The sequence below is a fragment of the Hydrogenimonas urashimensis genome, assembly GCF_016593255.1.
In the GTDB taxonomy this organism is placed as follows: Bacteria; Campylobacterota; Campylobacteria; order Campylobacterales; family Hydrogenimonadaceae; genus Hydrogenimonas; species Hydrogenimonas urashimensis.
In genome coordinates this window covers 2,132,474-2,155,924 of sequence record NZ_AP023212.1, presented here as the reverse complement: position 1 = coordinate 2,155,924, position 23,451 = coordinate 2,132,474, and the positions used below count along the sequence as shown (strand labels likewise).

Below are 23,451 nucleotides of genomic sequence, written 5' to 3'. Positions count from 1 at the left end.
GAGAGACGGATGAGTCATACCGAGAGTACAATCTATTACCCCAACCGAGTGTTAGCGAAACAGGCACGCATCAAAAACATGTGCGAATACCAAGAGCTGATGGAGTGGGCGAAAGAGGATTACGAAGGATACTGGGACCACTGGGCAAGAGAAAAGATCGACTGGTTCGAACCTTACACGCAGGTACTCGACGAGAGCGACGCCCCGTTTTATAAATGGTTCGTCGGCGGCAAGCTGAATGTCTGTTACCAGTGTGTCGACCGACATATCGACGTGCGTAAAAACAAAGCGGCCATCATCTTCGAGGGAGACAGGGGCGACAGGCAGATTATCACCTATCTCGAACTTTCCCGCAACGTCAACAGATTCGCCAACCTGCTCAAAAACCGGTTTGGCATCAAAAAAGGGGACCGTGTCGTACTTTACATGCCGATGATTCCCGAAGCGGCCTATGCGATGCTCGCCTGCGCGCGCCTCGGTGCGATCCACTCCGTCGTTTTCGGCGGCTTCAGCGCCGAAGCGCTCCGCGACCGCATCATCGACGCCAAGGCCAAAGTGGTCATCACTGCCGACGGCGCTTTCAGAAAAGACAAACCCTATATGCTCAAACCCGTGGTCGACGAAGCCCTGGAAGAGGGATGCGATTGCGTCGAAAAGGTCCTCGTCGTTCAGCGCAACCACGAAGACGTCGTCTGGATCGAAGGGCGGGATTACAGCTACAACGAACTGATCGGCCTTGAGAGCGACCGCTGCGAACCCGAAATTCTCGACAGCGAAGATCCCCTCTTCCTTCTCTATACATCCGGTTCCACCGGCAAACCCAAAGGAGTCCAGCATGCCCAGGCGGGCTATATTCTCTGGGCACAGATGACGATGGAGTGGGTTTTCGACGTCAAGGAGAACGATACCTACTGGTGTACCGCCGACATCGGCTGGATCACCGGCCACACCTACATCGTCTACGGACCGCTCGCCATGGGTGCGACGACGGTGATGTTCGAAGGAGTGCCTACCTATCCCGACGCAGGCCGCGCCTGGAAGATGGTGGAAGAGTACAGGATCAACCAGTTTTACACTGCGCCCACGGCTATCCGCGTTCTGCACAAGATGGGCGAACACGAACCCGAAAAATACGACCTCAGCTCCCTCAAGGTTCTTGGAACGGTGGGCGAACCCATCGACCCGCCGGCATGGAAGTGGTACTACGAAAAGATCGGTGGCGGACGCTGTGCCATCGTCGACACCTGGTGGCAGACCGAAACCGGCGGCCACATGATCAGCCCGCTGCCCGGCGCCACCCCCATCAAACCGGGATGCGCCACTTTCCCGCTGCCCGGGATCATGGCCGAAGTGATCGAACCCGACGGCACACCGGTCGAACCGGGGGAACAGGGATTGTTGTGCATCACCAGACCCTGGCCGAGCATGATTCGGACGATCTGGGGCGATCCGGAACGCTTTAAAAAGAGCTACTTTGGCGACGCGAAAAAAGACGGCGAACCGGTCTACTTCTCCGGAGACGGGGCGACGGTGGACGAAAAAGGATACATCACGATCACCGGCCGCGTCGACGATGTCATCAATGTCTCGGGACACCGCATGGGTACGGCCGAAATCGAAGCGGCGATCAAGAAACATCCCCACGTCGCCGAAGTCGCGGTCGTCGGCAAACCCGACGAGATCAAGGGAGAAAGCATTTTCGCCTATATTGTCCTCAAGGATGTCGAAGACACCTTCGGGGAAGAGGCGGAACTGGCCAGGGAGATCAACGAAGTGATCGCCAGGGAGATCGGCAATATCGCCAAGGCCGATACGATCAAAGTGGTTCCCGGTCTGCCCAAAACCCGCTCCGGCAAGATCATGCGCCGCATCCTCCGTTCCATCGCCAAAGGCGAGGAGATCAAACAGGACATCTCAACCCTGGAAGACCCAGGCATCGTGGCGAAGATCCAGACCTGCGTGATAGGATAACGGATGAAACGGTGGGGCTTTTTTTTCCTGACACTGCTGATACTCACCGGTTGCACGCAACAGCAACGGCCCAAAGAGAAGCTCTATTTTTCGGTCCTCCAGGCCCATCCTGTGCAACAGCAGGCGACCCACTTCGTCGAAGGCGTGCAGGTCTTCACCTCGGATCTTGGGGGCTCTGTTGTCTCCGCCATGGTGGTCAACAACCCCATCCGGGGCGGCAGAGAGGCTCTCATCGCCCTCGCCATTGCCAACAAGACCCAAAAAACCGTGCCGCTGAAATGGGAAGAGATCTCGTTTTTCAATCCGAAAAACGTCGTCAAAATGCTTCCCATCGACGAAGTCTGCGACTACTTTCACCAACCACACCACACCAAGCCGATTCTCGGATCGAGCGTCTTTAGAAACGATCTTCTCAAATTCGGTGTCATCAGCGAGAAAGTGAAAAACTCCAAAGATCTTAAGCCAACGGAAAAGGCCCTTGCCGATATCTACACCGGCATCAAAAAAGATCTCTGTTTCGTCAGGCTCCCCCATAATACATCACTGGCCCCCAACAGCACCACCGTCGGTTTTCTCGTGATTCTTCTGCCGAAAGAGAATTTTGTCCGACGAACCGATTTCATGCTCAAGATACCCGTCGGAGGAGATCTTCACAAACTTCGATACAAACTTCTCCCGCTGGATTAGGATATAATTTTTCAAAAAGGATATACCCATGCAACTCTGTGTGGCGCTTGATCTGCCCTCAAGAGAGGAAAATGTTTCGCTGGCAGAAAGTCTGAAATCTTTCGATATCTGGCTGAAAGTCGGATTCCGTACTTTCATACGCGACGGACGCCCGTTTCTTGAAGAGCTCAAGACAATCAATCCCTCTTTCCGACTCTTTCTCGATCTCAAACTCTACGATATTCCCAACACGATGGCCGATGCTGCCGAAGAGATCGCGAAAATGGAGATTGATATGTTCAACATCCATGCAAGCGCCGGAAAAAAAGCGATGCAGACGGTGATGCGAAGGCTTGAAACATTCAAAAAGAGACCCCTTGTTCTCGCCGTGACGGCACTCACCTCTTTCGACTATCACAGTTTCAAGGAGATCTACGGCTCGGATATCGAGGAAAAAGTGAAACAGTTCGCACTGCAGAGTTACCAGGCCGGACTCGACGGCGTCGTCTGCAGCGTCTATGAAAGCCGGATGATCAAGCACGAAACCGATCGGAAATTCCTAACCCTCACACCCGGCATCCGTCCCTTTGGCGAAGGGAGCGACGACCAGAAACGAGTGGCGGACATCGACAAAGCCAAAGAGGAGTTGGTCGACATCATCGTCGTAGGCCGGCCCGTCTACCAAGCCGACAACCCCGCCGAAACCGTCGAAAAAATCCTCGAAAAATTATCGTAAAGGAAGGAAAGGGAGAGACTCATTCCTTTCCCTCTCTTTTTACCCCCCAATCACTCAAAAGGGACAACGTCCCGTTCAAACGACCAACGACCAACGACTACTTACCAGTTTCCCTGCGGTACCGCCGTCTCCATCCCCCAGATCATCCATCCGACAAACAGCGCGAAGAGTATGACAAAAATGAGCGGCGCATACTTTTGAAACATTATGACTCCTGATAGTGTTTTTCAAATTGTGCCATTGTAGCCAACAAACGATGAAAAAAGGCGGGGAACATCACGGAGCGATCTTTCTTTTAATCTCCAATACAGAGAAGCGGACGGCAGATGATCGTATAACAAAACTTTAAGGATTATATTAACAATCACCCGCTATAATTTCACCCACTTCTTAGGACAGGTGGGTGAGCTGGCTGAAACCACACCCCTGCTAAGGGTGCGTACCTTTCCGGGTACCGAGGGTTCGAATCCCTCCCTGTCCGCCACTTGTTTCTTCTGTTTTCAAAGATTTTATGCGTACATCCATTCAATCCATAATGTGTCAGCTCAAAATCCGTTAATTCATGTTTCAACTCTCTAAAAGTCAGTTTTGAATAAAATTGGACCACTTATACAATTTTGTAACATCGGTTTGTAAAATACGTGTTCAAATATCCAGAGCAAAAGCAGAGAGAGTGAATAGAGCGGACCATAAAAATACAGCATGCAAGGATTGCGGTGTAGTGGTTGCCCTGCCCCTGCACCCCACCTCTTCGCAGTACCGGTGTCCAAGATGCCATGCCCTGCTCTATCGCCGGGGGCAGCCTTTTAGGTACATCATCGTCATGGCCGTTACGACACTGGCTCTTTTTGTTCCTCTGACATTCCTGCCTATTCTTGACCTCGACATTATGGGTCTCAAAGCCCAATCCACACTTTTTGAAGCACTGTGGATGGTTTACAAAGACGGCTACTATCTGATCGCCTTTGTCTCCATGATGACCGGCCTGCTGATACCGGTCATTATGATGGTGCTGCTTCTGCTGATGCTCGTACCTCTTCATTTCGGGTACAGACCCCGGGGGGTCGCCCTGTGGTTCCGCCTCTACGAAAAGATGCGCGAATGGGGCATGGCGGAAGTCTACCTCATCGCCGTCATTGTCGCCATCATCAAACTGCTGGGAATGGGTACGCTGCATATCGGCCCGGGTTTTGTACTCTTCATCTTCTTTTTTCTGACATTCTACATTACCACCGTCTGGTTCAATCCCGAAGATATCTGGTATGAAGATGCGATGGATTACTGACATCGAAGCAGACAGACAACTCTGCCTGCACTGCAGAAAACTCCACCCTCTTACAGTCCGAGTCTGCGATAGATGCGGTGAGCCTGTCCATCAGAGAATTCCCCATTCCATTCCCGTCACATGGAGCCTCACGGTCGCCGCCATCATTTTCCTTGTTCCCGCCAACCTGCTGCCGATGATGATCGTCAAATCAATCGCGGGAGAAGATGCGGGAACCATCATGGACGGTGTCATCTATTTTCTCGAACACGGCGAAGCAGGAATCGGCATCGTCATTTTTACGGCCAGCATATTCGTCCCGTTTTTCAAACTCACCGTACTCTTCTATCTGCTGCTGATCGTCCATTTCGGATGGCGCAGAAGGGCGCTTTTCGGCCTGAAACTCTACCGCATCATCCACTTCATCGGCAAATGGTCGATGCTCGATATCTTCGTCGTCGCGCTGATGGTCGGCATCGTCCAGTTCAAAAACCTCGCCACCATCGTCACGGGACCGGCAGCCATCGCATTTATGCTGGCCGTGCTGATGACGATGTTCGCCACGGAACATTTCGATCCCAGGCTGATGTTCGACAAAGAGATTTCAAAAAAACCCGAAACCAAACAACACGAAGGAATAGATCATGGCTGACACGCACCATCACGGGCACCGTGCCGTCGAAAAAGGGCGCGGCACACTCTGGCTCGTCTGGCTCATCCCCATCGTGGCTCTTTTGATGGCCGGCTGGCTCGTGTACAAACATTACACCCAGAAGGGGGTGAACATCATCGTCGTCTTCGACAGCGGCAAGGGTCTTGAAGTCGACAAGACCCCTCTTGTTTATCAGGGTATAAAAATCGGAACCGTCACCGATATCAACATCGACGCCAACGATCTTTATAAAGTGAAAGCCACGATTACCGTCGACCCGCGTGCCGAAAAATATGTCACACGCAAGGGTACCAAATTCATCAAAGTGGAGCCGAAAATCTCTTTGACCGAAGTGACGGGGCTTGATACGATTCTTAGCGGTGTCTACATCGACCTCTATCCTGCGGGGCGTTCGAAAAATGAGATACTGGCAAAGCCGCGGCAATTTCACTTCAACGGACTCGACCGCTACCCGCCCAAACGGTACGAAAAGGGTCTCTACCTCACCCTGAAAGCACCCAAAGCCGCTGTCAGGCTCAATGCGCCAGTGCTTTTCAAAAGCTTCATCGTGGGCAAAGTCATCGACAAAAGGCTTGAGAACGACGATGTGCTCTATACAGTCTTTATCGAGGACCGGTACGCAAATCTCATCAACAGTGGAACCCGATTCTGGAAAGTCAGCGGTGCCGAACTTCAAGCCAATCTCGCCGGCGTCAAGATCAAGATGGATTCGCTTGCGACACTTCTTGCGGGTGGAGTGGCATTCGAAACGCCTGAAGGGAACTTCTCTTCGAAGCCCAAAGATCTTTATACCCTTTACAACTCCAAACTCGACACCCATCTCGACGAGAACATCATTACCGTCGTGGCCGACAAGGCCTACAATGTCGACCCCAACTTCTCCAGTGTCATGTACAAGGGATTCAAGGTCGGAAAAATCATCAGTCTTCATTACGATACGAAAAAATCCCAGACCGTCTTCAAGATCAGACTGAGTAAAAAATTCAGTCATCTGGCCAATGAGAAGGCATGGTTCTGGATCGTGCGTCCCATTGTCGGAATCCGGGAAGTCAAGGGACTCAATGCCATTTTGAGTGGTCCCTACATCGCTTTTGACACCCTCGATATCAACGCATCGCCCAAAAAAAAGTTTGTGCTGCACGACAACCCGATTCCGTTGAAAGGAAAAATCATCCATCTCTCGGCGATTCATGCAGAATCCCTCAAGAGCGGCACTGCGATTCTGTACAAGGATATACCTATCGGTCAGATCAATAAAGTAAGCCTGCAGCCTGAGAGGAAAAAACTCGATATCGAAGCGATCATTTTCGAAAAATATGCCAGTTTTCTCAACGACTCCTCCATGTTCTACGTCAAAAGCGGCGTCGAGGTGGAGATGTCACTGACTGATATACACATCGAAAGCGCTTCTTTGGAAACTCTTGTGCTTGGCGGTGTGGCGATGGTCACACTCGATCGTAAAGCCCCGCAGACCAGAGACCACTTCTTTATCTTCAAAGACTACAAAAGTTTCCACAAAGCGCGTTATCTCAAATTGGGCGGCGCCGAATACCATATTTTGATGAAAGAACTCGGCTCACTGTCGAAAGGTTCGCCGATTCTATACCGGAAATTCAAAGCGGGTGAGATCATCTCCTACAGATACCTGCCGGAATCGGATATGATCGATGTGCTGATTTTCATACAAAAGCAGTTCAGGACCCGAATCAACGCCTCGACCCGTTTCAGGAATGTCAGCGGCATCGAACTGAAAGTCGATTTCCCGGAGATAAAACTGAAAACCGCTTCCATGGAAACGGTGCTTACGGGCGGGCTGTGTTTCGAGACACCCGATCCGAAAGCCTCCCCGGTAAAAAGCGGTCACCGTTTCCGGCTTTTCGACGAAACGGTTCTGAAAAAAGAGCGTTACGACACTTTCGAACTTTGGCTTTCGGATACACACGACATCAAGCCGGGCACACAGCTGCTCTACAAAAATTTTCCGATCGGCAAGGTGGATCGGCTGACACTCAAAAACAATATGATCAAGGCCGAAGTGCTCATAGAAAAAGGCTATTCCCATCTTCTCCGTAGTGATTCGGTCATCTGGCTCAAAACATTCCAAATGGACCTCAACGGAGTGAGCAATATCGGCAGCGCCGTTTCAGGCCCGGCTCTTGCATTGACGCCCGGAGTGGCGAACGACCGGTCGGCATCGTTCATCCTTTCCGAAACCGCCCCTCCCCCAACCTACGGGAAAACCGGGTTGCGCATCATAGTAGAAGGCGACCGGCGCAGCAGCCTCGATGTCGGTTCTCCTCTCTATTACCGACAGGTTCCCATCGGAAAGGTGGAGTCATGGGTACTCAGCGACGATGCCACCCATGTGGACATCACACTCTTCATTGAACCTCGATACGCGCATCTCGTTCGTAAAAATAGCAAATTCTATATGGCCGGCGCGTTCGGTATGGATGTGAGTCTTCTGGGTGTGAAAATACGCACGGAAACCCTGAAGACGATGATTTCCGGAGGTATCGGCATGGCGGTACCGGACAATCCCGGCCCCGTTGTCGAAGATGGGCACATATTTCCACTTTTCAACGAGGAGAAGGAAGAATGGAAGAGTTGGAGACCGAAACTTTGAAGAATAGGATCTTCTTCACAAGGGAATCATCTTTTATGGGCAAAAAGCATAGAAGGCTCACCTGTTCCAATCTCTCTTTTCCAAGAATCGTTATCGATGCTTCTTAAAAGAGCGAGTACCGACTAAAAGACGATCTTTCCCTCTTCCTGGAGACGACGAATGATGCTCTTGGCCTTGTCGTGTCCGGCGTGGGCCGCTTTGCGGCACCATTCGAGGGCTTTTTCGCTGTTTTGTTCCACTCCCCACCCTTTGTCGTAGAGCATTCCCAGGTTGTACATTGCCCTGGGATGGCCCTGTTCGGCAGCCTTTTCATACCATCTGCGCGCCTTTTCGTAATCTTTCGCGACTCCCTGGCCCTCCTGGTACATGGCGCCGATACAGTTCTGCGCCTCCGTGTGGCCGTACTGAGCCGCCGTTTCGTACCAGTTGGCGGCGCGTTCTAGGTTGAGGGGAGTACCCGCCCCGGCCTCCATCATCTGGGCCGCTTCGAACATGGCATGGACATTGCCGGCCCAGGCCGATTTCATGAAAGCCTCGAACGCCGCCTTCTCGTCTGTGGGACACCCTTTGCCGCTTCGAAGCATCTGCCCCAGGTTGAAAAGAGCCACATGCTGTCCCTGGTCCGCGGCCTTCTGGTACCATCCGAACGCCTCTTCCACATTCTGCTCGCACCCTTCGCCGTTTTCGAGCATGAACCCCACCATTGCCTGGGCGTCGGCATCCCCGTCGATAGCCAGTTCCAAAAACGCGTTGAAAGCCGAAACCCTGTCCCCTTTTTGATACAGATCCGCAGCCATTTCAAAATATTTGCTCATAATACCACTCCGAGAAAAATCAGTCCGACGATTATACGGTAAATCCCGAAAGGTATGAACGTATGCTTTTTGATAAACGCCAAGAACCACTTGATGATTACCAAAGCCACGAAAAAAGCGGTAACGAAGCCGATACCCAGCGCCTGCGCGTCGGAAAAATCGAATTCGCTGTGATGCTTGAGAATATCGTAGGCCGTGGCGGCCAGCATCGTGGGGACGGCCAGCAGAAAGCTGAATTCGGTGGCAGTCTTTCTTTTGAGCCCAATCAGCAGACCGCCGATGATCGTCGCCCCCGATCGCGAGGTACCGGGCACCATCGCCAGGGACTGGAAGAGACCGATGGCAAAGGCCTGTTTGTAACTGACATCCTCGACATGGGCCACGTGGTGTTCCTTCTCCTTGTAAAGCAGTTCGACGAGAATGAAAACGATACCTCCGATGACCAGCATGTAAGCCACCGTCTCGGGCGCGAAAAGGGACTTGATGATCTTGTAGAGCGTAAAACCTAGCACCGCCGTGGGAATGAACCCTACAATCAGCCGTTTCCACAGCTCGATGCTGTGGAATATCTTCTCTTTGAACGCGAAGATCACCGCCAGGATCGAGCCCAGCTGGATTACGACTTCGAAGGTTTTGTGCACATCGGTCTGCGCGATGCCCATCAGTTTCGAGGCAAGAATCAGGTGTCCCGTGGAGGAGACCGGCAGGAACTCCGTCACCCCTTCGACGATTCCAAGTATCAGTGCGTCAAACCACTCCATCACACTCTCCTGACTGTTTGATGTATCCCATATAGACTCCTTCTTTTTTCAAAAGTTCTTCGTGTGTACCCTCTTCGACGATATGGCCGTTTTCGAGAATATAGATATAATCGGCCTTGCGTATCGTACTGAGGCGGTGGGCGATCGTGATCGTCGTACGGGCCGCGAAAAAGGGTTCCAGTGCCTCGTAGAGACGGGCTTCGGTGTGGACATCCAGTGCCGACGTCGATTCGTCGAGAATCGCGATTTTCGGATCGGCGACGATCATACGGGCGATGGCGATACGCTGGCGCTGCCCGCCGGAAAGTTTGATGCCTTCCCGTCCCACAACCGTTTCCAGCCCGCTTTCGAAACTCTCGATCACCGCTCTCATCTGGGCCATCTCCAGGGCATCCCATATTCTCTTTTCGGGAACATCCCGGCCCAGGGTGATGTTGAAACGTATCGTGTCATGGAAGAGTTTCGGGCTTTGAAGCACCAGGTTGACATGGGTCCTGACCCTGTCAAGACCGATTTCTCTGATATCGACACCGTTGAATGCGAGAGTGCCGCTCTCAGGTGGATAGAACCCCACGATCAGCTGCGCGAGCGTCGTCTTTCCCGATCCGCTGGCACCCACCAGCGCCACACGCCTGCCAGGTTTGGCTTCGAAATGCACCGCGTGGAGCACCTGCGTCCCGGGTGAATACCCGAAACTCACATCCTGCAGTCTCACCCCCACCCTTGCTGCTTCGAAGGGATTTTTCCGATGGCCATAAGCCGGCTCGGTGGGCATGGCGAAAATACCGTTGATACGGGCGATGGCGGCCCTGGCATTGTGCAGGGCGTACTGGATACCCAAAATATCCTGCACGGGTGTTACCATGTACCAGAGATACCCGAATACCGCCAGCATCATTCCGATGGAGAGGTCGCTGAAAGCGACAGCCAGGATGCTTGCGGCACGGAAGAGTTCATAGCCCGCCAGAAAGGTCAGATAGGAGATACGGCTTGCAGCGTCGCTCTTCCATCCGAATGCGATACTGCGCTGCCGCACCTCTTTCGCCCTCTCTTGCAATGCACCGAAAAAACGTCGTTCCTGGTTCGAGGCACGGATCTGTCCGAAAAGATCGAGAGTTTCGGTGAGTGCCGACTGAAAAACCTCGATTGCCCGGTTCTCCTCTTTTTTGAGCTTCGAGACTCTGCGCGCCAGTTTCGTCGTGAAAGTGATGACCAGCGGATTGAGGACGATAATGAAAAGTGCCAGTCCCCAGTGGATCCAGAGCAGAACGCCCGCAATGCCAACCAGAGTCAAAACGGAGATGATGAGCCGGCTCACCGTCGAGGCGATGAAAGTGTCGATGGTCTCAACATCGGTCACCAGTTTCGCGGCGATGGAGCCGGAACGGGACGTCTCATAGGCTTTCATCGAAATCCGTTTGAGATGTTCCAAGGCATCGATACGGATTTTGTAGGTGACATCTTTGGAAATCTGCATGAAAATTTTGGTCTGCAGAATACTCAGGGCCGTGTAAGCGAATCTCAGCAAGACCGTGGCCAACAGGATCGTCACGACATAGCCGAAAGTCTGCATCGGCATGATATGGGTGTCGATCCAGTGTGTCAGGGTACTGGAACGGTGCAGAAGCACCTCGTCCACGAGCACCGGAATGAGCAGAGGTGTGGGCACACTCACCAGTGTGGCGAGAATGGCGACAGCATTTCCGGCCACAAGGGCTTTTTTATAGCCCCTGATACGATCGAAAATGGCCGCCAGGGAGAGTACGCCCGGTTGCGTCCGCTCCATTTTATCCATCGATATGCGAAAGAACCCGGGTCAGGTCTTTGGTGTCGATGACGACATCGGCCTCTTTTTTCAATATCTCCTTGGCGCAGAAGGCGATGCGCGTCCCTGCATGGGCGAACATGCTCCGGTCGTTGGCGCCGTCGCCGACGGCAACGGTATCTTCGGCACCGATACCCAGCAGCCGCTGAAGACGCTGAAGCATATCGCCTTTGGAAAAGTCGAACATCATGTCGCCTCCGACCAGTCCCGTCAGGCGTCCGTCACGGGCGTGAAGCACGTTGGAAAAGTCGGCGTCGAAACCGAGCATCTCGCGGGCATGACCCGTGGCGTTTCTGAAACCGCCGCTGAAGACGACCACCTTGTGGCCCCGTTCCTTGAGTCTGCGAACCGTCTCTTCCGCACCCGGCATCAGGGGAAGATTTCGGCAGATGGCGTCGACCTCCTCGACAGAGAGCCCTTCGAGCAGCTGGACACGGGTCGTTAGGCTTTCGAAAAAATCGAGTTCCCCCCGCATCGCCCGCTCGGTGATGACAGCCACTTTCTCCTTCAACCCCAGGGGCTCGGCCAGAAAATCGATGGTTTCCCCATCCATCAATGTCGAATCGAAATCGAATACAACGAGTTTCACACGCTTCACCTTATCAAAAAAGTTCCATCGACCGTCGGCTCCCGGCTGTCGATTTTAAATTAGGTGCTATAATATCCAAACCAAAATAACAGACAGATAACGGAAAACGATGTTCGAACAACTGATAAAAAAACTTCAGGACCCCAAAAAAAGCTACATCACCCTCGAGACGACGCCCCGGCACGACGCCCTTTTTACTCCCGTCATCGAAACGATCGACAAACTGGGCATCGCGAAAAAGGTGGACGGTTTCAGCACGACCGACAACCCGCTGGCGAAACTGAAATTCAACAGCATCATCGCCGCCCACCAGCTGCAGCAGACGTTCAAAAAACCCACTCTTGCGACAATGACGATGCGCGACCGCAACAAAATTGCGCTCCAGTCCGATCTGCTTGGCGCCAACAGTATCGACGTACGCGCCATTCTCGCCCTCACAGGCGACCCGGCCAAAATCAGCGACCAGCCCCAGGCCAAAGGGGTCTTCGAAAGCGACAGCACGATGCTGCTGGACATCATCAAATGTTTCAATGCCGGCATCGACTACGCGGGCAGGGAGTTCGGCATCAAACCCAGACCCATCTATCCCTTCGCCGTCAGCAACGCCTTCGCCAAAAATCCCAATACGCTTCTGAAGAAATTCATCAAAAAGCTCGATCACGGGGCGCTGGGTGTCATCACCCAGCCGGTTTTCGAACGGGAGAACGCTTTGATGCTGCTGGAGCTCTTCGAGGAGGCGAAAATCAAAAGCGGCAACCGCTCAAGCACGCTGATACTGGGTATTTTTCCTGTCACCCGTCTGAAGACGGCACAGTTTCTCGCTTCGCATGTACCGGGTATCCATGTGCCAAAAAACTGGATCGACGCCCTTTATGAGGCACAGAAAAAGAGTGAAAAAGAGGAGGAGAGAGTGGGGCTCGCTCTCAGCCGCGAAATTTTCGGAAGCGTCAGGGAGTTCCATCCGAAAATCCACCTGATGACGGCCAACCGCTTCAGCCTCGCGCAGAAGCTTCTGGAAGAGTAAGAGGCATCAGAAATCGCGTCTAAGAAGGGTTTCGACATTGAGAATCGAAACCAGCTTCTCCTCCTGTTTGCCGACCCCGTAGATGAGATTCTGCTCGTTGTGAATCGTTTCGGGGGCGGGATCGATGGCGCTCTCCGGAATCCGCATCGCCTGCGTGAGCCGGTCGATGACAAATCCGGCGATCTCGTCGTTGTGCTTGATCACCATATAGCGCGTATCCTCGTTCTCTTTCGAGCGTGAAAGACCGAACTTCATCCGCAGGTCGATGAGTGGCAGGACGCTTCCGCGAAGATTGAAGACACCCAGCACGTAAGGGGGTGTTTTGGGAACCCTCGTGTACTCGATGGGTTTGATGATCTCCTGGATCCCCAGAATCGGCACGGCAAACTCTTCGTCACCCACCATAAAGCCCACCAGCTGGATGACGTTCTCTATTTCGCTTTCTGCCGGTGCCTTCTGCTGTTGCTGCTGTTTTTTCAATACCTGTTCGAGTTGTGTACTCATAATCTATGCTCCGCGTCGAGGTTGATGTTTCTGGCGACGACATTCATCAGATACTCCGGTGTGTAGGGCTTGGTGATGTACTCCGTCATCCCCACTTCGACGCCGCGCAGACGGTCGCTTCGGCTCGTCCTGCTTGTTACGGCGATCAGAGGAAGGCTTTTGAACTTGTTGAACTTCCTGATTTCGCTCGCGAGTGTGTATCCGTCCATGCGGGGCATCTCGATATCGACAAGAGCGGCATCGAACAGTTTGCTGCCGTCTTTCATGATATTGAGCGCTTCGACACCGTTCGTCGCCTCCGTCACCGTCACACCCAGCGGTTCGAGGGCTTTTCGCATGATTGTCCGGTCGGTTTTGCTGTCGTCGACGATCAGGATATTGTAGTCGGCCGGCGAACTCTTCTCGCTGGTTGCCTCGCTGTTTTCGAGATTCTGCAGAGAGCTCTTGACACTTTTGGCCATGTTCATCAAAGCGCCCACATCGACAATGAGCGTGACCCGGCCATCGCCCCGGATCGTGGCACCTGCTATCCCCTCGATCCCTTTGAGATACTCGCCGAGCGATTTGATGACGATCTCTTCCTGCCCGACGAGCGAATCGACGATGAGTCCCAGTTTGGACTCCGCCAGCCCGATGATGACCACATAGGCATGCTCGCCCATGCTGAAAACCCGCTCCACATCGAAAATGTCCGCCAGATGCACCAGCGGAAGCACTTCGTCGCGCAGGCGCAGCACACTTCGCCCTTCGACACTCTGAATCTCGTCGGGGGTGATTCGCACCGTCTCCAGAACCGAAGCCAGCGGCACCGCGTAATACTCCTCCTGCACGCTGACAAGCAGCGACTGTATGATCGCCAGCGTCAAAGGAATCTTGAGTTTGAGGGTCGTTCCCTTGCCGGGTTCCGAATCTATCTCGATGATGCCGTTGAGCTTTTCGATATTGGATTTGACCACATCCATTCCGACACCGCGGCCCGAGACGTTGGTCACTTTGGCCGCAGTGGAAAAACCGGGCTTGAAGATGAGCATGAAAGCTTCCTTGTCGCTCATCTGATCCGCCTCTTTTTCGCTGATGAGCCCTTTCTCCATCGCCTTCGCTTTCAGCATGTCGGGATCGAGTCCTTTGCCGTCGTCGACGATTTCGATGATGATATGGTTCCCCTCGTTGTAGGCTTTGAGCTGGACGGTCCCTTTCGCCGGTTTCCCTTTGGCGACACGCTCTTCGGGTCTTTCGATGCCGTGATCGCAGGAGTTGCGAATGATATGAACCAGCGGGTCGCCGATCTCCTCGACGATCGATTTGTCGAGCTCCGTATCCTCGCCGCTGATGACCAGTTCGATCTCCTTGTGAAGCTCTCTGGAGAGATCGCGCACCATCCGGGGGAATTTGTTGAAGACTTTGCCGATGGGCAGCATGCGTGTCTTCATGACCGCAATCTGCAGATCGGTCGTTACAAGGGAGATGGAGGAGACGACCTGGTTCAGCTCTTCGAGGAACTGCTCCCCTTCGTATCGCTCCTCCACGTCGTCGTAGATTTTGAGCAGGCGGTTTTTGCCCAGCACAAGTTCCCCGATCAGGTTCATCAGGTCGTCAAGGCGCTTGACATCGACACGTATCGTCTGCTCCAGGCTGGCTTTGCGATCTTTTGGCGGCTGGGATTTCTCCTCTCTTTTCGGCATCGCCGCGGCGGGTTTGTGCGAAGAGGGTGCGCCCTTCATCGGCGCCTCCCCTTCGATCTTTTCCGCCTCCTGCGCCTTGCGCTTGGCTTCCCGTTTTCTGCGGTCCTCCTCCTGGCGCTCTTTGAGCAGCCGCTCGATCTCGGCCTCGACCTCCTCTTCGCTCATCTGCGAAAGATCCGGCTCCTCGGCTGCTTCGCCCTCTTTCGCGATTTCGGGTACCTCTTCCGTACTCTGCGCCCTGCGCTTGGCTTCCCGTTTTCTGCGGTCCTCCTCCTGGCGCTCTTTGAGCAGCCGCTCGATCTCGGCCTCGACCTCCTCTTCGCTCATCTGCGAAAGATCCGGCTCCTCGGCCACCGGCTCCGTCTCCTCTTCACGAGCCACAGGCTCCTCTTCGACAGGTTCGCCGGCCGTACCGCTCAACACCGCTTCAAGACGCTTGACCGTGGGCGCCACATCGATTTCACCCTCGTCGGTTCCCGTCTGTTTGATATGCTCAAGCAGCGCTTTCATATTGTCGGTCGATTCGAGGACCGTATCCATCACATCGGGGGTGATGACAAGCTCCCCCCGGCGCGCTTTGTTGAGCACATCCTCCATATGGTGTGTCAGATGCGTCAAAACATCGAAGTTGAGAAACGAACTTGAGCCTTTGATCGTGTGGGCCACGCGGAAAATTCGATTCAGAAGGTCAAGGTCTTCGGGGCTGTTTTCAAGTTCGATCAAGTCGTTGTCGAGCTGTTCGATCATCTCGAACGCCTCGATCAGAAAATCTTCCAGTATCTCTTCAAATTCATCCATACCCTAATCCTTTATGAAGCCTGCCTGATATGCGACCGTACGATTTTCGATATTTCCGCATAGAAGACGTTGGCATCGAACTTGACCATATAGCCTTCACCGCCGGCCTCCTTGCCCCGCTCTTCGCTGAAGTGGTCGCTGATCGAAGAGTTGAACACGATCGGGATCTTTTCGAATCTCGGATCCTCCTTCGCCTTCGCGGCGAAGTGAAAGCCGTCCATGCGGGGCATTTCGACGTCGGAGACGATGATCTTCATTTTTTCCGAAATATCCTCTCCATAGTGGCCGTACAGCTCCTCGAGCTTTTCCATTCCTTCCTCTCCGTCTTTCGCTTCGATCACGGTAAACCCCATCTTCTGCAGCGCGTCCTTGACGATCTTCCGTGCCGTAAGACTGTCGTCGAGCACCATCGCCATGCCGCTGAAGCGGTCGATGGCGACTTCACTGTCGACATCGGGCTGATAGAAGCCCAGATCCTCCACGACGCTCTCGAGATCGAGGATAAGGAGCACTTCGTCGTTCTCGATGCGTGTCACACCGGTGATTTTGCTCTTGTCGAGAATTCCCTCGCCGGAGGAGAAAGAGGCCGGCTCGATGTCGCTCCAGCTGATGCGCCGAATCCGTTTCGCCTCGTGCACGACAAAACCGATGAGAATGTTGTTGAACTCGGCGATAATGACCCGAGGATGGATCTCTTTGTTTTCAGGGGTTTTAATCCCCATCCATTTGGCGAGATTCACGACCGGAATGACAACGCCGCGCAAATCGAATATCCCTTCTATATATTCGGGAACGCCGGGCAGTTCCGTCAGTTTCGGGTATTTGATGATCTCACGTACTTTGGCGACATTGATACCGTAGATTCCTTCGTAGGTTTTCCCGTTCTCCTCTTTGAAGATACGGAAATCCACGAGTTCCAGTTCGTTGGAACCGACTTGCAAAACATCATTTTTAGATCCCATTGCGATCCTTTACCTTTTCGAATGCCAATCCTTCGGCATCGGTTTTCATAATCGTATAACTACCGTCGCAGGCGAACGCCGGCAGGTTGATATAGTCGATATCGCCATAGTTCAACCGGACATTTTGATGGAAATGGCCGTCAATCCATATATCGAACCTGTATCGTTTTTGTAAAGTTTCCAGCCGCTTTCGCGTCCTCTTTTCGAAATCTCCGATGCGGTAGCACGGCTTTTTTTTACGGTTGTAATCTTCGAGCCATCCGATGATCTTTCCGCCGGTGAGCGTATCGATCAGATTGAGAGCCCTGTTGACCCACGGATGACGTATCCATGCCGTATAGATCTCATATCCCAGGCCCTGCAGAATGTCTCCGTGATGCAACGCTACGGTACGACCTTCGACAGAGAGGATCAGGGGCTGTTTTTGGCGCTCGACGATACGTATCGCATCGGCGAAAATCCTTTTGAGCCCGAAATCATGGTTTCCCTCGAGATAGAGAATCTCCGTTCGCAAGCTTATGCGTTTTAAAAGATCGACCATTTTGCGATTTGGTTCAATCGAATTGGGTGCGTCGCCAAAGAGAAGATCGAAAATATCGCCCATCAGTACCAGTTGTGAGGGCAGATCGCTCTCCTTGACAGACGCGAGGAAGTCGTAGAGTCTGGGCTGGTAGCTGGCGTAATGGGCGTCGGCGATGAACCAGGCGCCCGGTTTCAGCAAAAAGGGGGCATCGGGATTGCGGGAGAAGATCGGGGAGTCTTCTCTTGCCTCTTTTTTTGCGATCCCGTTGTGTCGCATACACTCTTTCCAATGTTTATGGGACACAGGCAATTTTCGGAATACCGAGCGTCTCGTCAAGCCCGCTGATGATGTTGGCGTTGACCACGGCCTGGGAGCTGGCACCCCGCAGCAGGTTGTCGATGGCCGAACTGATCACGAGGCTTTTGCCGTTGACGGTAGCGAAAATATCGCAGAAATTGGTGCCGGCAACCGATTTGATATCGACGGGTGAGGTGCGGATGCGGATGAAGGGCTCGTCTTTGTAAAAATCGTTCAGCACATCGATGGGATCGAGATCGGTTTCCAGCTGCATATAGATGCTGCAGAGCATGCCTCTTGTTACCGGAAGGAGATGGGGAACGAAATTGACCTGTACCTGCGTCAGAAAAAGGTCGTCGATCTTTTCGGCGATCTCCGGGGCGTGACGGTGCCTGATCGGATTGTAGGCGAAAATGTTTTCGTTGATCGTCACGTAGTGGGTCGTCTCCGAAAGCTTTTTGCCCGCTCCGCTGACACCGCTTTTGGCATCGATGAAAATCGGCGTCTGTGCTTTGATATAGGGTATGAAAGGGAGCAGACCCAGCAGCGAAGCGGTCGGATAGCATCCGGGATTGGCCACGAGTCGGCTCTTTTTGATCGCTTCCCGGTAAAATTCCGGCAGACCATAGACCGCTTCGGAAAGGTGGGCCCTGTCTTCATGGGGACAGTAATGCGCTTCGTAGGTATCGAGTTTGAGGCGGTAATCGGCGGAGAGATCCACGACTTTGACGCCCCGCTCCAGCAATCCTGCCGCGAATCCCATCGCGGTCTTGTGGGGAAGGGCGAGAAAGGCGATCTGCGCCACCGCAGCCACTGCCGCGGCATCGGCCTTCTCGACCGGCATCGAAATGACATTTTTCAAAGAGGGATGGAGCGCGTCGATCGTCGTTTCCCCCTCGCTCGTCGCCGCATACACCAGCTCGAATTCGGGATGTCGAAAAAGAATCTTGATCAGTTCCAGGCCGGTATAGCCGCTTGCGCCGATAACTGCTACGGGAATCATCGCCTATACACCGAAACAGATATCTTTGTAGCAGACCTGCTTGATCTCGTACTCTTTCTCGCCGCCCGGAAGCCGCATGCGCACCTCGTCTCCCGGTTCCTTTCCGATGAGCTGGCGCGCCAGCGGCGAATGGTAGGAGATAAGCCCCCTGTCGGGATTTGCCTCGCTGGCCCCGACGATCGTGTAGGTCACCTCCTCGTCGGTATCCAGATCGATCAGGGTCACCGTCGAGCCGAAACTGATGCGTTTGTGCTCCAGTGCGGCGGGGTCCACCACCTGCGCACGTCCCAATATGTCCTCCAGTTCGGCGATACGCGCCTCCATCAGCCCCTGTTTCTCCTTCGCCGCATGGTATTCGGCATTCTCTTTCAAATCACCCAATTCACGGGCTTTCTGAATTTCCGCGGCTATCGCCGGGCGGGCGGTCGATTTGAGATACTCCAGCTCTTCGGCCAGCTTTTTGTAGCCGTATTCGGTCATCGGTTCTTTCTGCATACGCTCTTCTCTCCAAATTTTTTCGTTTATTATACCGGGTTCAAAATCATCTTCGCCACCTCATCGGCGCTTCCGTGTCTCAAAATCTCCCTCAACTCTCTGCTTTTGTCGGCGAAATGACCCCGGTCCATCGTTTCGTAGAGTTTCAACAGATTGTCGCTGTTTACGTCATTCTGGAAAATTTCCGGATGCACCGGCGTCTTGCCCTCGAAATCCATGATGATGTTGGCAAGTCCCTTGTATCTGAGTTTGACCAGGGCGTTGCCGATGGCGTAATCGAGCGGCCGTGCCTTGTAGACGAGCACGAAGGGGGTGCCTATCAGCGCTGTCTCAAGCGTCGCCGTACCGCTGCACACGAAAGCGAAATGTGCCTGGGCCACGGCGTTCTTGGCATCTCTTGCTACCTCGAAACCGGAAATGTCACCGTACCAGCTTTCGATCTTTTCATGGCTGATGAAGGCGGGAATCGAGAGAATTTTCCTGCGACCGCCCAACCTTTCGGCCGTCTCCTTGAAAACAGGCATCAGGCGGGTGATTTCGCTCTTTCTGCTGCCCGGAAGAAAAGCGATCGTTTCGGGGGCTTTCGGCGGATGCCATGCCACATCGATCTCGTCAAGCAGCGGATTGCCCACATACTCCGCGCGTCGGTAGAACCGCCGCTCGAAAGGAAAAATAGACGCAAGACGGTCGCAGTAGCGCTCCACCTTTTTCGCGCGGCCCTTTTTCCAGGCCCATACTTTCGGAAGGATGTAGTAGATTATCTCTTTATGGGGGTATCTTTCCTTGATCGCTTCGGCCAGGGGAAGATTGAAAGCCGGCGCATCGATCAACAGCACCTTGTCGCACTCTTTCGCCAAAGAGACCATCTCCGCTATCGCCTCTTTCCCTTTGAAATATTTCGCCAGCACATCCACGATGCCCATGACGGAGAACTCCTCCATCCCGTAAAGCGGCTCTCCGAGCCGTTTGTCGAAAATACCGTAAATCTCCACCCCCTCCAGCCGATCGAGCAGATACTTCAGATGCAGATTGGCCGAGGGTTCCAGTGCGCTTGTAAGCACTCTCATGGCTGCACTCCCCGTGAAATTGTTAGCAGTAAAAAGCAAGAAGCCGACAGACAAAACAGAATCATTCCGTAATCTCCATGGTATAAGATTGGAGGGTCGAGATGTCGAAACGGACAAGCCGGTCTTGGCCAAGCTCCACGACGAAGAGGTCGCAGCCAGCTTTCACGACTCCCGTGGGGGAGGCCGCTTTCTGCAGCAGTGTCGTCACCCGGCCCGTCAGCGGGTCGTAGACCTTGACCTTGTCGTTGTAGGTGTCGGCGATGAAGATGCGGTGGTTGCCGCAGCCACCGATACCGGCACAAAGGCCCTCGGGATGCTGCAGCCTCGCCTCTTTCCCGATGTCGTCTCGATCCCCGAACGTGAAAAGATCCCATCCGATCAGGGTTTCGACACGACCTTTCTCGATCTTTCGCAGGGCACTCCCTTCGGCATCGATGACATAAAGCGCTTCGTCCAGCCAGTCCAGATCGGTCGGCTGGGCGAAGCACGCCTCATCAACCCTGCCGTCTCTGACATCCTCCGTACCGGAACCGGCAAGCACTTTCAGACCGCCGCCCTCGTAATCCATCTGCCATATCTGGTGCGAACTCGATACGGCGATCTGCAGTCCCTCCCCGTTTCCCGTCAGACCGGTGGGAGAGCGAAGGCCTTCCGCAAGAATCGTCACCGACCAGGTATGCAGATCGATCGCCACGATCCGCCCGGCCGCCCGGTCGGCCACGTAGAGTCTGCCCCCTTTTGCAAAAAGCCCTTGCGGTTCCGCGAACCGTTCGATCGTTTTGAAAATCCTCCCGTGGCGGGTTAGGACATGGACGGCGCCCAAACCGATATCGGAGAGGTAAAGATGGCGGGCATCGGCGTAAACACGGCAGAAGGCAAAACGGGCGTCACCTCTTTCGATCGCTCTTTTCTGCATCCGCTTCAACTCTCTTTCGCCCCTGTACGCGTAAAATTTCTCCAAAATTCCTTCGGCCCTGCCCTCCCCGCTCGCCCTGGCGATTTCGTACCCTTCCGCAGAGGCCAGAATCAGCGTCGGCCAGGCACGGACGGCCATACCGCTTTTGAGTTTTCCATCTGCGTCGTTGATGACTGGATGGTCGATGCCGTACCGTGCGATCATCGCTTTGATCCAGCCATCCTCTTTTTCTCTGTCGAATTTTCCCGTATGCACACCCACCAAAACGAGCTCTTCCGGCCACTCGATGCGCTCGAGTTCGGCAAGTGTGTGAAGACAGTTGACGCATCCGCCCGTGAAAAAGTGAAGCAACACGAACCGCCCTTCGATAAACTCGGCAACCGGTTTTTCGCTCCTAACGTCACGGTACCCTTTCAGAGACGGGAGATGCACAAGAGGTTTTTCGTTGAAAGAGATTTCCATCATGCGGCAATTATAACCGATATTTGCTTCCAACACTTCACAACCGGAATATACTATAATGCGGAAAAAATTCCGGAGAGGCTTTTGAAACGGATTCTCATCACCAACGACGACGGCTTCGAATCGCCGGGGCTTCATGCGCTCGCCGAGGCGTTGCGTCCTCTTGGCCATGTCACGATCGTCGCGCCCACCCTCGAAAAATCGGCCTGCGGCCACAGTCTCACCCTGACCCGTCCGCTTCGTTTCGTGGAGCTCGACGACGACTTTTTCAAACTCGACGACGGGACGCCGACAGACTGTGTCTACCTTGGCAAATACGCCCTGTTCGATGAAAACCGGCTGCCCGACCTGGTGGTCAGCGGCATCAACAAAGGGGCCAACATGGGAGAAGACATCACCTACTCCGGGACGGCTGCCGGTGCGATGGAGGCGGTGCTGCAGGGCATTCCCGGCGTGGCCGTCAGTCAGGTATGCGGCGGTTACGGTTGCCGGGAGATCGACGAACTCGGCTACGAATTGGCCAAAGAGGCGGCTTACGTCGTCTGCAAAAAGATTCTTGATGAGGGTTTTCCGCTGACGGAGCGGCGTTTTCTCAATATCAACGTCCCGCCCATCTCCCCCAACGAGTGCCGGGGTTACAAAATCACCAAAGCCGGCTACAGGCTCTATGGCAACGACGCCCAGGTCCACCGCAACCCCCGGGGCGAAGAGTACTACTGGCTGGGACTCCATCCGCTGCGATGGGTCCCCGACGAAAACCGGCTCTGCGATTTCGAAGCGATCAAAGAGGGCTACGTCAGCATCACCCCCGTTCAGCTCGATCTGACCAGTTACGAAGATTTGAAGCGACTGGAGGGGTGGATTGGATAATTTGGTCGCCGGTCGTCGGTCGTTGGTCCTTCAAACGGGGCCTCGCCCCACTTTTACGTTTGAAACCGGATGGTCATTGGGGGCCTGTTCGCCTACACTATATCCATCGACAAGTGAACAGCGACCGGCGACCGGCGACCCTTTTTTCGAAAGGAAAAACTGATGCGTTTCGAACGTTGCCGGATGCTTTTTGGAGAAGACCACGAAAAACTTGCAAAAGCGAAGATTCTGTTGCTGGGGGTCGGGGGCGTAGGAAGCTTCTGCCTCGACTGTCTCTTTCGCACCGGCATCGAGAAGATCACGATCGTCGATTATGACATCTTCGACGAGACGAACATGAACCGGCAGATCGGCAGCGAAGCGGTGGGAGCCCTCAAAGTCAAACGTCTGGCGGAGCTCTACCCCACTATCACACCGATCGTGGCGAAAGTGGATGCCGGTTGGATCGAACAATTCGATTTCACCCCTTACGACCTGGTACTCGACGCCATCGACGACATCCGCGCCAAAATCGCCCTGGCCCACAAAGTGTGGCCCAAACTGATCAGCGCCACCGGCGGCGCCCGAAAGATCGACCCGACCAAAATCGAGATCGACTCCATCTGGAAAACCCACGGCGATCCTTTTGCGCGAAAGATCCGCTACGAGTTGAAAAAGAGCGGTTTCAAAGGGGACTTTCTCGCACTTTTCAGCCCGGAAACACCCAAATGTACCACCAAGGGAAGCTTCGTCGGCGTTACCGGCGCCTTCGGCCTGGCGATGTGCTCGGCCGCCGTGCAAAAGATTCTGGGCTAAAAAGTTCTGAAAAAGAAGAATTTTCCATAAACTTTCCGGCACACTGACCGATATATCCACAAATCAAACATGCAAACGAATATGTACCATAACTTAATGTAATCGTTCTGTTACTGTCGGATAAGTC

General features: G+C 53.8%; 21 protein-coding genes and 1 tRNA gene. 10 read left to right on the top strand and 12 right to left on the bottom strand.

The window, feature by feature from the left end:
- Positions 1 to 9: 9 nt before the first annotated feature.
- The 7 genes from acs to JMG82_RS10965 all read left to right on the top strand — a co-directional run bounded on the left by acs (position 10) and on the right by JMG82_RS10965 (position 7,936).
- Positions 10 to 1,971, top strand: coding sequence for an acetate--CoA ligase (acs, locus tag JMG82_RS10995; protein ID WP_201352779.1), 1,962 nt, complete (start codon positions 10 to 12; stop codon positions 1,969 to 1,971).
- A 3-nt stretch (positions 1,972 to 1,974) separates the two neighbouring features.
- Entirely contained in the window at positions 1,975 to 2,658 is a 684-nt protein-coding gene (locus JMG82_RS10990; protein ID WP_201352778.1) for a hypothetical protein, read from the top strand.
- A 28-nt stretch (positions 2,659 to 2,686) separates the two neighbouring features.
- Positions 2,687 to 3,373, top strand: a complete 687-nt coding sequence (gene pyrF / locus JMG82_RS10985) for an orotidine-5'-phosphate decarboxylase (protein WP_201352777.1) — start codon at positions 2,687 to 2,689, stop codon at positions 3,371 to 3,373.
- 393 nt (positions 3,374 to 3,766) lie between these two features.
- Positions 3,767 to 3,857, top strand: a tRNA-Ser gene (locus JMG82_RS10980).
- Positions 3,858 to 4,094: 237 nt separating this feature from the next.
- Positions 4,095 to 4,658 (top strand): paraquat-inducible protein A, encoded by a 564-nt coding sequence (locus JMG82_RS10975; protein ID WP_201352776.1) that lies wholly within the window; start codon positions 4,095 to 4,097, stop codon positions 4,656 to 4,658.
- Positions 4,636 to 5,289, top strand: a complete 654-nt coding sequence (locus JMG82_RS10970; protein ID WP_201352775.1) for a paraquat-inducible protein A — start codon at positions 4,636 to 4,638, stop codon at positions 5,287 to 5,289. The genes JMG82_RS10975 and JMG82_RS10970 overlap by 23 nt, the downstream gene beginning before the upstream one ends.
- Complete coding sequence (locus JMG82_RS10965) at positions 5,282 to 7,936, top strand: MlaD family protein (protein ID WP_201352774.1); 2,655 nt, start codon at positions 5,282 to 5,284, stop codon at positions 7,934 to 7,936. The genes JMG82_RS10970 and JMG82_RS10965 overlap by 8 nt, the downstream gene beginning before the upstream one ends.
- Positions 7,937 to 8,058: 122 nt before the next feature.
- Here JMG82_RS10965 and JMG82_RS10960 read toward each other — a convergent pair whose 3' ends face one another.
- From JMG82_RS10960 to serB, 4 genes are read right to left on the bottom strand one after another with little or no spacing between them, the layout of a single operon-like run.
- A complete protein-coding gene (locus tag JMG82_RS10960; protein WP_201352773.1) occupies positions 8,059 to 8,751 on the bottom strand; it encodes a tetratricopeptide repeat protein in 693 nt (230 codons plus the stop codon).
- A complete protein-coding gene (locus JMG82_RS10955) occupies positions 8,748 to 9,512 on the bottom strand; it encodes an undecaprenyl-diphosphate phosphatase (protein ID WP_201352772.1) in 765 nt (254 codons plus the stop codon). The genes JMG82_RS10960 and JMG82_RS10955 overlap by 4 nt, the downstream gene beginning before the upstream one ends.
- Positions 9,499 to 11,298: an ABC transporter ATP-binding protein gene (locus JMG82_RS10950; RefSeq protein WP_201352771.1), complete on the bottom strand. Its 1,800-nt coding sequence runs from the start codon at positions 11,296 to 11,298 to the stop codon at positions 9,499 to 9,501. The genes JMG82_RS10955 and JMG82_RS10950 overlap by 14 nt, the downstream gene beginning before the upstream one ends.
- Before the next feature lies 1 nt (position 11,299).
- On the bottom strand, positions 11,300 to 11,926 hold the full coding sequence (serB, locus tag JMG82_RS10945) for a phosphoserine phosphatase SerB (protein ID WP_201352770.1): 627 nt from the start codon (positions 11,924 to 11,926) through the stop codon (positions 11,300 to 11,302).
- Between the two features lie 109 nt (positions 11,927 to 12,035).
- On the opposite strand from serB, the gene JMG82_RS10940 reads away from it, so the two are divergent.
- The gene (locus JMG82_RS10940) at positions 12,036 to 12,950 is read left to right on the top strand and encodes a methylenetetrahydrofolate reductase (RefSeq protein ID WP_201352769.1); all 915 of its coding nucleotides are present in this window, start codon (positions 12,036 to 12,038) and stop codon (positions 12,948 to 12,950) included.
- Positions 12,951 to 12,956: 6 nt separating this feature from the next.
- On the opposite strand, the gene JMG82_RS10935 is transcribed toward JMG82_RS10940, so the two are convergent.
- From JMG82_RS10935 to JMG82_RS10900, 8 genes are all read right to left on the bottom strand, one after another.
- Positions 12,957 to 13,454, bottom strand: a complete 498-nt coding sequence (locus JMG82_RS10935; RefSeq protein ID WP_201352768.1) for a chemotaxis protein CheW — start codon at positions 13,452 to 13,454, stop codon at positions 12,957 to 12,959.
- A complete protein-coding gene (locus JMG82_RS10930) occupies positions 13,451 to 15,934 on the bottom strand; it encodes a hybrid sensor histidine kinase/response regulator (RefSeq protein WP_201352767.1) in 2,484 nt (827 codons plus the stop codon). The genes JMG82_RS10935 and JMG82_RS10930 overlap by 4 nt, the downstream gene beginning before the upstream one ends.
- Positions 15,935 to 15,945: 11 nt before the next feature.
- A complete protein-coding gene (locus tag JMG82_RS10925; RefSeq protein ID WP_201352766.1) occupies positions 15,946 to 16,896 on the bottom strand; it encodes a chemotaxis protein in 951 nt (316 codons plus the stop codon).
- Complete coding sequence (locus tag JMG82_RS10920; RefSeq protein ID WP_201352765.1) at positions 16,886 to 17,695, bottom strand: UDP-2,3-diacylglucosamine diphosphatase; 810 nt, start codon at positions 17,693 to 17,695, stop codon at positions 16,886 to 16,888. Before JMG82_RS10920 ends, JMG82_RS10925 begins: the two co-directional genes overlap by 11 nt.
- Before the next feature lie 16 nt (positions 17,696 to 17,711).
- Positions 17,712 to 18,719, bottom strand: coding sequence for an N-acetyl-gamma-glutamyl-phosphate reductase (gene argC / locus JMG82_RS10915; protein ID WP_201352764.1), 1,008 nt, complete (start codon positions 18,717 to 18,719; stop codon positions 17,712 to 17,714).
- Positions 18,720 to 18,722: 3 nt separating this feature from the next.
- Entirely contained in the window at positions 18,723 to 19,214 is a 492-nt protein-coding gene (gene greA, locus JMG82_RS10910; RefSeq protein WP_201352763.1) for a transcription elongation factor GreA, read from the bottom strand.
- A 29-nt stretch (positions 19,215 to 19,243) separates the two neighbouring features.
- Complete coding sequence (gene lpxB / locus JMG82_RS10905; protein ID WP_201352762.1) at positions 19,244 to 20,281, bottom strand: lipid-A-disaccharide synthase; 1,038 nt, start codon at positions 20,279 to 20,281, stop codon at positions 19,244 to 19,246.
- Between the two features lie 61 nt (positions 20,282 to 20,342).
- Positions 20,343 to 21,662: a hypothetical protein gene (locus tag JMG82_RS10900; RefSeq protein WP_201352761.1), complete on the bottom strand. Its 1,320-nt coding sequence runs from the start codon at positions 21,660 to 21,662 to the stop codon at positions 20,343 to 20,345.
- An 81-nt stretch (positions 21,663 to 21,743) separates the two neighbouring features.
- Between JMG82_RS10900 and surE the strand changes: the two genes are divergently transcribed.
- Both surE and JMG82_RS10890 read left to right on the top strand, forming a co-directional pair.
- Complete coding sequence (gene surE, locus JMG82_RS10895) at positions 21,744 to 22,529, top strand: 5'/3'-nucleotidase SurE (RefSeq protein WP_201352760.1); 786 nt, start codon at positions 21,744 to 21,746, stop codon at positions 22,527 to 22,529.
- 162 nt (positions 22,530 to 22,691) lie between these two features.
- The gene (locus tag JMG82_RS10890) at positions 22,692 to 23,324 is read left to right on the top strand and encodes a tRNA threonylcarbamoyladenosine dehydratase (protein WP_201352759.1); all 633 of its coding nucleotides are present in this window, start codon (positions 22,692 to 22,694) and stop codon (positions 23,322 to 23,324) included.
- The last annotated feature ends 127 nt before the right edge of the window (positions 23,325 to 23,451 follow it).